General features: G+C 71.3%; 11 protein-coding genes. 2 read left to right on the top strand and 9 right to left on the bottom strand.

The genetic code is table 11. The annotated features are described in order from the left end of the window. Positions 1-3 precede the first annotated feature (3 nt). The 7 genes from ACFZB9_RS28370 to ACFZB9_RS28400 form a co-directional block, all read right to left on the bottom strand. Entirely contained in the window at positions 4-942 is a 939-nt protein-coding gene (locus ACFZB9_RS28370; protein ID WP_391451782.1) for an aromatase/cyclase, read from the bottom strand. Positions 943-1038: 96 nt separating this feature from the next. Next, positions 1039-1824, bottom strand: coding sequence for a 3-oxoacyl-ACP reductase FabG (fabG, locus tag ACFZB9_RS28375; RefSeq protein ID WP_391451784.1), 786 nt, complete (start codon positions 1822-1824; stop codon positions 1039-1041). Between the two features lie 143 nt (positions 1825-1967). After that, positions 1968-2237 (bottom strand): acyl carrier protein, encoded by a 270-nt coding sequence (locus ACFZB9_RS28380; protein WP_391451785.1) that lies wholly within the window; start codon positions 2235-2237, stop codon positions 1968-1970. Between the two features lie 47 nt (positions 2238-2284). Next, complete coding sequence (locus tag ACFZB9_RS28385; RefSeq protein WP_391451787.1) at positions 2285-3514, bottom strand: ketosynthase chain-length factor; 1230 nt, start codon at positions 3512-3514, stop codon at positions 2285-2287. After that, on the bottom strand, positions 3511-4791 hold the full coding sequence (locus ACFZB9_RS28390) for a beta-ketoacyl-[acyl-carrier-protein] synthase family protein (protein WP_391451788.1): 1281 nt from the start codon (positions 4789-4791) through the stop codon (positions 3511-3513). The genes ACFZB9_RS28385 and ACFZB9_RS28390 overlap by 4 nt, the downstream gene beginning before the upstream one ends. Beyond that, positions 4788-5114 carry a TcmI family type II polyketide cyclase gene (locus ACFZB9_RS28395; RefSeq protein ID WP_391451789.1) on the bottom strand — a complete coding sequence of 109 codons (327 nt, stop codon included), beginning with the start codon at positions 5112-5114 and terminating at the stop codon, positions 4788-4790. Before ACFZB9_RS28395 ends, ACFZB9_RS28390 begins: the two co-directional genes overlap by 4 nt. Before the next feature lie 42 nt (positions 5115-5156). After that, complete coding sequence (locus ACFZB9_RS28400) at positions 5157-6641, bottom strand: FAD-dependent monooxygenase (RefSeq protein WP_391451791.1); 1485 nt, start codon at positions 6639-6641, stop codon at positions 5157-5159. A gap of 609 nt (positions 6642-7250) precedes the next feature. On the opposite strand from ACFZB9_RS28400, the gene ACFZB9_RS28405 reads away from it, so the two are divergent. Together ACFZB9_RS28405 and ACFZB9_RS28410 are read left to right on the top strand one after the other, a co-directional pair. Further along, entirely contained in the window at positions 7251-8291 is a 1041-nt protein-coding gene (locus ACFZB9_RS28405; RefSeq protein WP_391451793.1) for a hypothetical protein, read from the top strand. A gap of 184 nt (positions 8292-8475) precedes the next feature. Next, positions 8476-9600: an NADH:flavin oxidoreductase gene (locus ACFZB9_RS28410; RefSeq protein WP_391451794.1), complete on the top strand. Its 1125-nt coding sequence runs from the start codon at positions 8476-8478 to the stop codon at positions 9598-9600. A 106-nt stretch (positions 9601-9706) separates the two neighbouring features. Here the strand turns inward: ACFZB9_RS28410 and ACFZB9_RS28415 are convergent, their stop codons facing one another. Both ACFZB9_RS28415 and ACFZB9_RS28420 read right to left on the bottom strand, forming a co-directional pair. Further along, positions 9707-10480: a DUF4189 domain-containing protein gene (locus ACFZB9_RS28415; RefSeq protein ID WP_391451796.1), complete on the bottom strand. Its 774-nt coding sequence runs from the start codon at positions 10478-10480 to the stop codon at positions 9707-9709. Continuing rightward, positions 10473-12086, bottom strand: coding sequence for a HesA/MoeB/ThiF family protein (locus ACFZB9_RS28420; protein WP_391451798.1), 1614 nt, complete (start codon positions 12084-12086; stop codon positions 10473-10475). The genes ACFZB9_RS28415 and ACFZB9_RS28420 overlap by 8 nt, the downstream gene beginning before the upstream one ends. Positions 12087-12098 lie beyond the last annotated feature (12 nt).

Genomic DNA, 12098 nt, shown 5'->3' on the forward strand with positions numbered 1-12098 from the left:
CGCTCAGCGCCGCGCTTCCGCGTACTCCTTGGCGTGGCCGAGCGTCGCCCGGCTGTTGGTGCCCAGCGCGTGGCGGATGAACTCGCGTGCCTGCGCGATCCCGGCGTCCTCGCCCAGGACCTTGGCGATGTTCTGCGTGTTCAGCACCACCGTGTGCTGGGAGGTGGCGGTGGTGACGCCGTCGGCCCCCTCGTCGAGCTGCCAGTACCCGGTGTGCAGACTCATCAGCGCCGGCAGCGTCGTCTGCTTGTAGGCGATCCGGTGGTGCGCGAAGCAGACCCGGACGGACTCGGTGGTGTGGACGGAGCCGTCCTTGGTCGTCGTGTCCATCCGCAGGACCTGGAGCCCCGGGGTGTTCTCCGTCAGCGAGACCTGCGCGACGTGCGGCAGCCGCTCGCTCCAGAGCTGGGCCTCGTTGATGAAGTCGTAGACGTCCTTGGCCGAGCCCTTGATGTCCACGCTGTCGGTGAAGGAGAGGGTCAGCTCGGCGGCGCCGGTGACGCGCTCCACGTTGCTCTTCAGCGAGGCGAGCTCGGAGCGGCTGTTGCGGTCGACGGCCTGGTCGATCCAGGCGAGCTTCTCGGCGTCGTCGTCGATGGCCCGGTAGTCGTGCAGCAGCCTGACCCGGGACTCGTCCGTGCCGAGCGGCTCGATGATCCAGGTCCCGCCCATCGCCGCCACCGGGGGTGCGGGCACCTCCTGCCGGAAGGTGATCCGCAGCGCCTGCGGGTCCAGGGTGCGGCGTGAAGTCCAGCCCTTGGCCTCGCCGTTGGCGGTGGCCCAGATCCGGATCCGCTCCTCGCGCTCGCCGCGTTCGACGTGGTCGACGTAGACGGACGGGGGAAAGATCAGCGGCCAGTTCTCGACCTCCGCGATCAGCCGGTACACCTGCTCCGCGGCCGCGGCAATGGTGATCTCGTGCTCGACCTCGCGCACGGTCATCGCTCTCTCCTTGTCTGGGGCTTGTCTGGTACGGGTCCGGGCTGTCCGGGGGCTGTCCGGGGGCTGTCCTGGGACTTGTCCGGGGCTGGTCCGGGCTCAGAAGTTGCCCAGGCCGCCGCAGACGTTGAGCGCCTGGGAGGTGATGGAGGCGGCGGTGTCCGAGGCGAGGTAGCCGACGAGGCCGGCGACCTCCTCCGGGGTGGAGTAGCGGCCGAGCGGGATCTTGGCCTGGAACTTCTCCAGCACCTGGTCCTCCGTCACCTCCCAGGCGGCCGCGTAGCCCTGCCGCACCCGGTGCGCCATCGGCGTCTCCACATAGCCCGGGCAGACGGCGTTCACCGTGATGCCGGTGGGGGCCAGCTCGTTGCCGAGCGCCTTGGTGAAGCCGACCACCCCGTGCTTGGAGGCCGAGTAGGGGGCGCCCAGGACGACGCCCTGCTTGCCGGCGGTGGAGGCGATGTTGATGATCCGGCCGCGGTCCTTGGCCGCCATGCCGCCGGCGTTCAGCACCTCGCGGGTCATCAGGAAGACGCTGTTGAGGTTCGTGTTGATGACGTCGAACCAGAGCTCGTCGCTGATACCGGCGGTGGGGCCGCCGCCGCTCCGGCCCGCGTTGTTGACCAGCACGTCGATGGTGCCGAAGCGGTCGACCGCCTGCCCCACGAAGCGCTGGATGTCCGCCGTGGAGCGGATGTCACAGGGCGCACCGTCGACGTCCAGCCCCTCGTCCAGCAGCTCCTTGACCGTCCGGGTCACGCTCTCCTCGGTGCGGGCACAGATGAACACCCGGTGGCCCTGCTGGGCGAGCAGCCGGGTGACCGCGAGGCCGATGCCACTGGTCGCACCGGTGACGACGGCGGCTTTCGGATTCTGCTGCGTCATGTCCTTCTCCTGGAAACATCGATGGGCGGCGGCTGGTACTTCCGCTGCCGCGGTGCGCGCGACCGGGCACGGCGGCAGCGGAACGGGACGCACGGGCCGGCCGGGCGCGGCGGCGCGGCGGGACTCAGTGGATCCGGCGGGACTCAGTGGGTCGGCGCGGGCACCAGGTGGGCGTTGACGACCTCGATCAGGGTGCGCGGTGTCCCGCTGCCGGTCAGCGTGTCGTCGTCCAGGACGATGTCGAACTCGCGCTCGATCCGGCCGCCGGTCTCCAGCAGCGCCAGGGATTCGTAGCCCAGCGACTCGAAGTCGGTGTCGAGGATGTCACCGTCGAGGTCGACGCTCTCGTCCGCGCCGGCGGCCTCGTGCAGGATGCGCTTGAGGTCGTCGAGGGTGAATTCACGGGCAGGCATGGCTGTCCTTACGTTGTAGGTGCTGTCGCACGTAGCGGGTCCGGTGGTCACTGGTCGACGGCACGCACGACGACGGCCGAGTTGAAGCCGCCGTAGCCGCGGGCGAGGACCAGCGCGGAGCGCACCGAGGCGGTCCGCGGCCGGTCGGTGACCAGGTCGATGTCGTAGTCGTCGGACGGGGACACCCGGATGGACGGCGGGATCACTCCGTCCCGCAGGGTGAGGAAGGCCGTGGCCAGGTCCAGCGGAGCCGCGCCGGAGTACAGCCGCCCGGTCATCGTCTTGGGCGCGGTGACCGGCACGCCCCGGGGCCCGAAGACCCCGGTGATCGCCTCGGCCTCGATCCGGTCCAGCTCGGGGATGGCCGCCGCATCGGCGAACACCACGTCGATCTGCTCCGGCCGCATCCCGGCGTCCTCCAGTGCCAGCTCGATGGCCTTGCGCAGGCCGGGCGCACGCTCGCTGCCCGGCTTGGGGTCGAAGGTGGACCCGTAGCCGGCGATCTCCCCGTAGATCCGCTGGGCGCCGCGCTCGCGGGCCCGGTCGAGGTTCTCCAGCACCAGGAGCGCGCCGCCCTCGCCGGGCACGTGCCCGCGGGCACCGGAGTCGAACGGCAGGTAGGCCCGCTCGGGGTCGTCGCTGGTGCTCAACCGGTTGCCGGCCAGCTGGGCGACCCAGCCCCACGGGCAGATCGAGGCGTCGATGGCACCCGAGACCATCAGATGGGTGCCCTTGCGGACCTGCCGCCGGGCGTGGGCGACGGCGTCCAGCCCGCCGGCCTGGTCGCTGACGACCACGCCGCTGGGACCGCGCATGCCGTTGCGGATGGATATCTGGCCGCTGTTGACCGCGTAGAACCAGGCGAAGGACTGATAGGCGCTGACGTACCGGCTGCCCTGGCTCCACAGCGCCTTCAGCTCGCGCTGGCCGAACTCGAAGCCGCCCGAGGCGCTGGCGGTGATCACGCCCATGTCGTACTCGGGCAGCGTCGCCAGGTCCACACCGGCGTCGGCGAACGCCCAGTCGGTGCTCGCCAGGGCGATCTGGGTCATCCGGTCGGTCTGCGGGAGGAGCCGGCCGGGCAGGTGCTCCTTGGCGTCGAACCCGGTGATCTCGCCGGCCAGTTGGGCCGGGTAGCCGGAGGCGTCGAACCGGGAGATGCGGCCGATGCCGCTGCGGCCGGCCCGGGTGGCCTCCCAGTAGTCCGCCACACCGAGGCCGTTGGGGGCGGCGACGCCCATTCCGGTGACGACGACCTTGGCGGTGCCGCCGGTCATCCGGCACTCCTCTCGGGACGGGCCAGCACCACCGCGCTCTGGAACCCGCCGAAGCCGCTGCCGACCGAGAGGACGGCGTCGGTCCTCCAGTCGCGTGCGGTGATCGGCACGTAGTCGAGGTCGCACTCGGGGTCGGGGGTGTGCAGATTGGCCGTCGGGGGCACGACGTTGTGCTCGATGGCGAGCGCGGAGGCGGCGATCTCGATCGCTCCGATGGCCCCGAGCGAGTGGCCGACCATCGACTTGATGGAGCTGACCGGCACCGCGTAGGCGTGCTCGCCCAGACTGCGCTTGAAGGCGGCGGTCTCGTGCCGGTCGTTCTGCTTGGTGCCGGATCCGTGCGCGTTGATGTAGTCGATGGACTCGGGGTCGAGCCGGGCCTCGTCCAGCGCGACCCGGATGGCCTCGGCCATCTCGCGGCCGTCGGAGCGCAGCCCGGTCATGTGGAAGGCGTTGCTCCGGCTGGCGTAGCCGACGATCTCGGCGTAGATGCGGGCACCGCGCTTGCGGGCGCTCCGCAACTCCTCCAGGACGAAGACGGCCGCGCCCTCGCCCAGGACGAACCCGTTGCGGGTGCTGTCGAAGGGGCGTGAGGCGTGTTCCGGGTCGTCGTTGCGCGGGGTGGTCGCCTTGATCGCGTCGAAGCAGGCCACGGTGATCGGTGAGATCGGGGCGTCCGCCGCTCCGGCGACCATGACGTCCGCCGTGCCCTCGCGGATCAGCTCGGTGGCGTACCCGATCGAGTCGAGACCCGAGGTGCAACCGGTGGAGACCACCGTGCTCGGCCCTTCGGCGCCCACCGCCCAGGAGACCTCGGTCGCGAAGGAGCTGGGGACCAGGAAGTTGTAGAGGTGCGGCACCGCGTAGGTGTGGTCGACCAGGTCGAGCCGGCCGCTGTCGCTGACCGTCCGGTACTCCCGGTCCAGACCCATGGTCGCGCCGACCGCACTGCCGATGGTCACCCCCAGCCGGTGCGGATCCAGGCTGGCGAATTCGAGCCCGCTGTCCGCCACCGCCTCCCGGGCGGTGAGCACCGCGAACTGCGCGGCGCGGTCCATCCGCCGGATCTCCTGCGGGCTCAGACCGAGCAGATCGGCGTCGAAGTCGACCTCCGCCGCGACCTGGGAGCGGAAGGGGGAGGGGTCGAAGAGGCTGATCCGCCGGGTGGAGGTGCGGCCGTCGGTCAGCAGGCTCCAGAAGGCCTTGGTCCCCACCCCGCCGGGCGCCATGACGCCGATGCCGGTGATCACGACCCGCCGGTCGTGCGGCGCGGTCACAGCGCCGTCCACTGGTAGAAGCGCTGCGCCATCGCATCCGCGGGGGAGCGCCAGGTGGCCGGGTCGTAGGCGGTGATGAACGGCTTGAGATCCTCGCTGATGCCGACGAACCGTGGGTCCGTCTTGGCCTCCTCGATCCGCTCCTTGCCGTCCTCGGAGTCGAAGTCCTGGAGGTGGAAGTAGAGCCCCTTGTACGAGAAGAGCTGACGGCGTCGCGTGCCCATCCGGTGCGGCATGTCGCTACCGTCGAACTCGCTGAAGAGGCGGGCGACGTCCTCAGCCGAACGGGGCTCCATCCGAGCCACGATCAATGTGCTGTGCATCTGTCTCTCCTTGTCAGGCCTACTGGATTCGAGAGGGCCTGGTCAGGCCTGCTGGATTCGAGAGGGGCCGAACCAGCGCTCCAGTGCCATGGGCAGGTCGTGATGGCTACCGGGCGCGGCCCATGCCACGTGTCCGTCGGGGCGGACCAGCACGGCCGCGGTGCCGTGGAGCGGGCTGTCCTGCGGGACTCCGTGCGGCGCCGCCGTCACGATGTCCACCCGGTCCGACCAGCCCGCCGCCCGGTTGCGGAGTTCGGCGTTGTCCTCGAGGTCCAGGAGCACGCCCCGCGCCGGGTGCAGCAGCGCGGTGCTGCTGGTCTTGCGCGTGTCGTCGACCAGTTCGAGGTGCGGCATGCGCAGGCCGAGCAGCGGGTGGCTGCCCCGGCCCACGTCGTAGCGGATCTCCAACCCGCTCACCATGCCGGCGAGATGGCGGCTGACCTCCTCGTAGCGGATCAGCTCGCCCAGCACGTCACGCAGCGGCTGGATCTCCGGGCCGCTGAGGAAGAGCAGCCCCTGGGCCTTGGTGTTCAGCATCAGCCGCTGCCCGACCGGGAAGCGCTCGCCGTGGTAGGTGTCGAGCAGCGTCGCCGGGGCGGTGCCGCGGACCACCGCCGCCAGCTTCCAGCCGAGGTTGACCGCGTCCTGGATGCCGGTGTTCATGCCCTGGCCGCCGGCCGGCAGATGGATGTGCGCGGAGTCCCCGGCCAGCAGGACCCGGCCCCGCTGGTACTCGGTGACCTGGCGGGTCGCGTCGCCGAAGGCGCTGACCCAACCGGGCTCGGCGTGCGAGATGTCGATGCCGGTGATCCGCTGCCAGGCGGCGGCCACCTCCTGGAAGGTGGGGGGTTCGGTCCGCTGCCGGGGCTGGGCCCCGTGCTCGCAGACGATGATGCGGGTGAAGCCGCCGTCGCCGAGCGGGCCGGCCATGACCATGCCGCCCGGCAGCGTCTCACCGATCAGGCGCGGCTTGAGGTCGACGCCCCGGACGTCGGCGAGGAACATCTCCATGGTGGCCGCGGTGCCGGGGAAGTCGAAGCCCGCGGCCTTCCGCACGGTGCTGCGGCCGCCGTCACATCCCACCAGATAGGCGGCCGTCAGCTGCTGCTCGCCCTCCGGCCCCCGGACCACGACCTCGACGCCGTCCCCGTCGTCCCGCAGTGAGAGCAGCTCCCAGCCGCGCCGGAGGTCCGCTCCCAGGCTCACCGTCCACTCTTCGAGGATCGTCTCGGTGGTCGACTGCGGAACGGTCTTCGCTGCCTGGTGGACGCTGTCGAGAACCCCGAAGTCCACTGGCAGGCCGCCGAAGTGACCCGCGTTGCTGGTCCCCATGTCACCGAACCGGGACAGCAGCCCGCGCTGGTCGAAGACCTCCATCGTGCGTGTGGTGAACCCCAGCCCGCGGGACTCCCCGGTCCGCTCCGCGAGGCGGTCCAGGACGATGACATCGACGCCCGCGAGACGCAGCTCGGCGGCGAGCGTGAGTCCTGCCGGGCCAGCACCGGCGACTATGACTGAAGCATCCATGTACCTGTCCTCGGGGTCGGAATGGTCTGGACGTCAACGCAGCGCACCGGAGCCGGTCTTCGGTGGGCGGGGCTGCAGAGGCGGCACGTGATTCCGCGAATGAGCGGGGTCTCGCAGGGAGCGGCCATTCAGACAGGCCGACAAGCGCTCATCGGTGAATCCATACAGTGCTGCGGAGACTAATAACCAGCCTCTTCGGAAGAGCGATCCATGTCAAGGTCACTCTTTCAAGGGAGCAACAAGCTTGCGTCAGATCAATGTCAAGTCCGCACTTCCGGCCGCTCTTGCAACTCGGCCGACCGGCCGGCCGGTTGACTGAAGGGTCAGCCAAGTCCCGTTTGTTTCAGGAGAGTTACATGACGTTCGCGAGGCCGGCCGCAGGTCGCCGACGCTGCGCCCGGCCCCACCGGGGAGGGTCGCGGTGGCGGGCCATTGGCCCCCGAAGGCCAGGAGGGTGCTGTGCCGGCGGGCTTCGGATCAGAGGCAGGACAGGTTTCCCAGGGGAAGGAGAAATCCACTACACAGAACCTACAGAAAACGGCCTCCCGTCTTGCTCGTTCACGAATCGGCGAATTACCTTCGCGGTACACGGAGAAGTGGGGGGAGACCATGACCCGGGACCTGGCGCACGCGCCGGCGGCGGGAACGGCGACGGCGACAGCGGCGGGAAGGGCGACAGCGGCGGGAACGGCGATGGCGCTCTGCGAGGGCGTCGCGTGCCGTGGAGCGGAGCGGACGGGCCGGGCCCGGCGTCTCGCCGTCACCGGGACCCGGCTCTGCCCGGCCTGCGGCGACCGCCTGGTAGGGGAGTTGAGGAGACTGCCCCGGCTGTACGACGAGTGCGGCCTGCGACTCGGCGGCTCCGACCGGCGTCGCGAGAAGATCTCCGGCGGCCCGCTGCCCGGCATGCCCTTCAACACGGCCGCGGCCGATGCGCGAACGTCGATCGTCTCGGTGCTCCGCTCCTGGGCGTCCTTGGTCGTCGACGAGCGGCAGGTCGGCGTGCCGCCGGTCGCGGTGACCGGTTCGGCGGCGGGCGCGGTGACCGGTGCGGCGGCGGATGCGGCGGCGGGTGGGGTGGCCGGTGCGGCGGTTGGTGGGGTGGCCAGGCTCGCCGAGTTCCTGATCCGGCACTCCGGTTGGCTGACCTCCCACTGCGCTGCCGGTGAACTGTCCGACGAGGTGGCGACGTTGGTGCGCCAGGCACAGCGGGTGATCGACCCCTCCCAGCTCCGCCGGGTGCCGATCGGTGACTGCGTCGAGGCGGACTGCCGCGGGGGGCTGACGGCCGTCACGCAGGTGCGGCGGCCCGGCGCACCGGCCGAGATCAGCTGTGACGCCGTGCCGTCGCACCGCTGGGCGGCGGACGAATGGCTCAAGCTGAGCAGCCGTCTGGCGCAGGGTGGGGCGCAGGGTGGGCCGGCTGCGGAGGTCTCCGAGGTCTCCGAGGTCTCCGAGGTTTCTGAGGTCTCCGAGCAGAACGTGCGCTGGGTGAGCGCCGGCCAGATCGCCGAACTGTGGGGCATCGCGCCCGGCAGCGTCTACCGCCACGCCAGCGAGCAGCAGTGGCGCCGCCGCAGTGCGCGGGGCCGTACCTACTACCACGACGTCGACGTGCGCCGAACGCTCGATGCGCGCACCCGGACCTGACACCGTGTCAACCAGCCCGGAGCAGTGACTTCCCTGATCAGCGTGCCCGTCGCCGTCCAGGTCCTGACACATCATCAGGAGGACCAGCTGGAGCGGGAACTGTGGCGCAGGTTTCGCAGTTAGCGGAAGAGGACCAGGCCGTACCGTCAGAGGTGTGGCCACCCCTCGATAGAGAGTGAATGTCTTGCCTTCCAGTGACTCGACCGCGCGCACCACGAGTGTTCTAGACCGCCCCTTCTCCCTGGGCGGCCTCACTCTCCGGAACCGGATCGTCATGGCCCCGATGACCCGTGAGTTCTCGCCCGGCGGGGTGCCGGGCGCCGATGTGGCGGAGTACTACGCCCGCCGGGCGGCCGGTGGGGCGGGCCTGATCGTCACCGAGGGGACGTACATCGGGCACGACTCCGCGGGCAGCAGCGACCGCGTCCCCCGGTTCTACGGCGAGGAGGCGCTCGCCGGCTGGGGCAACGTGGCGCAGGCGGTCCACCAGGCGGGCGGGAAGATCGCGGCGCAGCTGTGGCACGTGGGCATGGCGCGCGTCGCCGGTGCGCCGCCGGTCCCGGAGGCCCCGCGGGTCGGCCCCTCGGGCATCTCCATCGACGGCTCGGAGCCGGGCAAGGAGATGACCCTGCAGGACATCGACGACGTGGTCGCGGCCTTCGCCGCCGGCGCGGCCGCGGCCGAGGCCCGCGGCTTCGACGGCATCGAACTGCACGGAGCCCATGGCTACCTCATCGACCAGTTCCTGTGGGCTCGGACGAACCAGCGCACCGACGCCTACGGCGGCGACATCGCCTCCCGGGCCCGGTTCGCCACCGAGGTCGTGGCCGCCTGCCGCCAGGCCGTCGCACCGGACTTCCCGATCCTCTTCCGGCTCTCCCAGTGGAAGGTGGGCGCCTACGAGGCGAAGATCGCCGAGACGCCGCAGGAGCTCGACGAGCTCCTCGCCCCGCTCGCCGAGGCGGGTGCCGATGCCTTCCACTGCTCGACCCGCCGCTTCTGGCAGCCGGAGTTCGAGGGATCGGACCTCAACCTCGCGGGCTGGGCGAAGAAGGTCTCCGGCAAGGCGGCGATCAGCGTCGGCTCGGTCGGCCTCGACGTCGACTTCACCAAGGCGCTGTTCGAGGGCGAGCGTTCCAGCGTCACGGACATCGAGGCACTGCTGGACAGGCTGGAGCGCAACGAGTTCGACCTGGTGGCGGTCGGCCGCTCGATGCTGGGCGACCCCGAGTGGGCCGCGAAGATCCTCAGCGGTCGCGCCGACGAGGTCAAGCCCTTCGAGTTGCAGGTCCTCGGCTCCCTCCACTGAGCCGCGGAGGGGCCGGCGACGTGGGTCGCCCGCCCCTCCCGTGCAGCCCGTGGGTGGCGGGCGCGCCCGTTGGTGGGCATGCAGACGGCCGAGGTGGACACGCCAGTCACGGGCTGCAGACCCAGGCGAGCCAGGTGCCGCCGCCCGCATGGTCGATGGCCGACTCCTCGGCCTCGGCCTGGGTGGCTCCCTGGCCACCCCAGTACACGCGGGTGGCGGGGTTGTACGCGATCGCGCCGCAGCTGTTGGCGAACGTCACGAGGACCTTGCAGTCGGAGCGGGGGCACTGGGCCAGCGCTCCTTGATCGGCGGCGTTCGCGGACGGGTAGTCCCATGCGCGCCCGGTACTGCCGTCGTGGCTCGCGGCGATGGCGCCGTAGTGGGCTGGTGGTGGCGGAGGCGGAGGCGGTGGCGGTGGTGGGGGAGGAGGAGGAGGCGCCGGCGGCGGGGGTGGTGGAGGTGGCGGCGGTGGAGGTGGTGGTGGTGGCGGCGGCGGAGGTGGTGGCGGCGGAGGTTCGGGCAGGGTCGGTGGGTCGATGTTGGGCGTTGCGAGGGGCGGCACCGTCGGTGGGTCGATGTTGGGCGTTGCGAGCACCGGCACCGTCGGCGGGTCGAAGGCGGGTGTATCGGCCGCCGGAGCGACCGTGGGCACCGTCAATCTCGGTGTGGGATCGCCCTGTTGACCGTCCGAGTGCCGGCTGCTGATCACGGCCGCGCTCCCGAGGGCGACCAGCACGATCGTGCCGATGACCCCACCGACGCGGCGGGGCCGCTGCCGGTGGGTGCGGGCCGGCTCCTGCGGGGGCTGAACCCGGCGGCGCGGCGGGAGTTGATCGGGCCGGCCGCGGACGTTCCGGTTGGTGGGTATCGGGTCAGCCATGAGAGCCGTCCCCGACGGCGGTCAGGCGGGCGGCCGGTGGCGAGGCGGGAGGGGCCGCGCTCTGCAGCGGTGACAGGTCGCCCAGCGCGGTGACGCCGTCGGCCCCGCAGGTCGGGCAGCCGTCGACGGCTGCGGCTGTGACCGGGGTGAGGGAGGGAGTGAGCAGGTCGTAGAGCGTGATCGCGGGGACCGATCCGCCGTGCCGTGTGGGCAGTGCACCCGAGAGCAACTGCACGGCCTGTGCCACCAGGAGGGAGGCGACCACTCCGTTCAGGAACACCACCGACGGTGCCGGCGTGCGGGTGCCGTACCCGTGGGCGAGCTCCCGGGACCGGACGTGCGGCGGCGCGAGATCGAACGCCGCCTGGCGTGCGTCGATGAACCCTCGGCACTCCAGGCACCCCAGGCCGGGCAGGACGGCCTGGACCTGCCCGCCGACGTGGGTGACCCGGAGGTCGGTGTCGAGTCGTGTGCCGCTGCCGGCGTCGAGGTAGGGGATGACGTACTGGACGGCGAGCTGGTTCAGGACCAGCCGGGCGCCGTGGCTGTCGACGCAGCCCAGGACCAGGTCGGCGGTGCGCACCAGGGCCAGGGCCTCGGCACTCAGGATCTCGTCGTGCACGGCTTCGACGGCTCCCACGGCTGCGCCGTCTGCGCCGTCTGTGACGCCTGCGCCGTCTGTGACGCCTACCGAGCCTGCCACGGCTGCGACGGCGCTCGTCGGCGCGATGGCGCGCACCAGGTCGGCGTACACCTCGACCTTGGGACGCCCGACATCCGCCTGCGTCGCGCCGAGCAGCCGGTTGAGGTTGGAGCGTTCGACCGTGTCCGGGTCGACGAGGACGAGCCGGCCGAATCCGAGGTGCGCGCATTCGAGGGCGGCGAAGGAGCCCAGCCCCCCGAGTCCGACGACGGCTACCGTCGTCTCCGCCAGCAGCTCCTGTGTCTTCTTGCCGAGCAAGGGGAGTTGGCGGCTGTAGCGGTCGTCCTCGGCAGTGGCGTCCGGGTTCCCGGACCGCCGCCCCCACAGCCGTCTCCGTGCGGGGCCCGGCGGGTTCGCCGCCCCCGTCGGAGTGATCCTCATCAGCTGCGGGGTGCCGGCCTGGACGCCGAGCACGCGGATCCGGTGGATCGGCCGGATGCTCGCCGATCCCCGGTCGTAGTAGTGGGCATCGAGACTCGACCGACCGAGGACCATGGTCGCGTGCAGGGTGTGCTCGGGCAGCAACTCGGCCACCCGGGGCATCTTCGCGCGATCGCTGGACCAGTCGACCCCGCTGAACGTGGTCCCGGGGCCGTGGCTGAAGGGATGGGAGTGGACCTCGACCAGGCTCCACCCCTCCTGCCTGCAGCGGGACAGGGCGGCCGCGACGAACTCGGCGGTGGGGGCGATCGCCACCGGCGACCGGTGTTCCAGGTCCTGCGGCCGGGCCGGAACGACCTCACGGATGGTCAGCCGCACGCCGGTTGGCGACTGGACGGGAGCGGCCAGGGCGAACGCGAGCTGTTCGTCCGATCCATGGCCACCGGGGTCCGGTGCCGCTTCGAACAGGTGCCGCTGGAGCAGTTCCCACTGCGGGCTCGGGAAGACGATGTCAACGTTCACGGGTCGCGCTCT

The organism is Kitasatospora sp. NPDC008050, from assembly GCF_042957465.1.
Classification (GTDB): domain Bacteria; phylum Actinomycetota; class Actinomycetes; order Streptomycetales; family Streptomycetaceae; genus Kitasatospora.

Excerpts from the sequence above, each read along its gene's own strand:
- ACFZB9_RS28415 (WP_391451796.1), bottom strand. The coding sequence starts at position 10,480 with ATGGCTGACCCGATACCCACCAACCGGAACGTCCGCGGCCGGCCCGAT.
- ACFZB9_RS28380 (WP_391451785.1), bottom strand. The coding sequence starts at position 2,237 with ATGCCTGCCCGTGAATTCACCCTCGACGACCTCAAGCGCATCCTGCAC.
- ACFZB9_RS28370 (WP_391451782.1), bottom strand. The coding sequence starts at position 942 with ATGACCGTGCGCGAGGTCGAGCACGAGATCACCATTGCCGCGGCCGCG.
- fabG (WP_391451784.1), bottom strand. The coding sequence starts at position 1,824 with ATGACGCAGCAGAATCCGAAAGCCGCCGTCGTCACCGGTGCGACCAGT.
- ACFZB9_RS28385 (WP_391451787.1), bottom strand. The coding sequence starts at position 3,514 with ATGACCGGCGGCACCGCCAAGGTCGTCGTCACCGGAATGGGCGTCGCC.
- ACFZB9_RS28400 (WP_391451791.1), bottom strand. The coding sequence starts at position 6,641 with ATGGATGCTTCAGTCATAGTCGCCGGTGCTGGCCCGGCAGGACTCACG.
- ACFZB9_RS28395 (WP_391451789.1), bottom strand. The coding sequence starts at position 5,114 with ATGCACAGCACATTGATCGTGGCTCGGATGGAGCCCCGTTCGGCTGAG.
- ACFZB9_RS28405 (WP_391451793.1), top strand. The coding sequence starts at position 7,251 with ATGACCCGGGACCTGGCGCACGCGCCGGCGGCGGGAACGGCGACGGCG.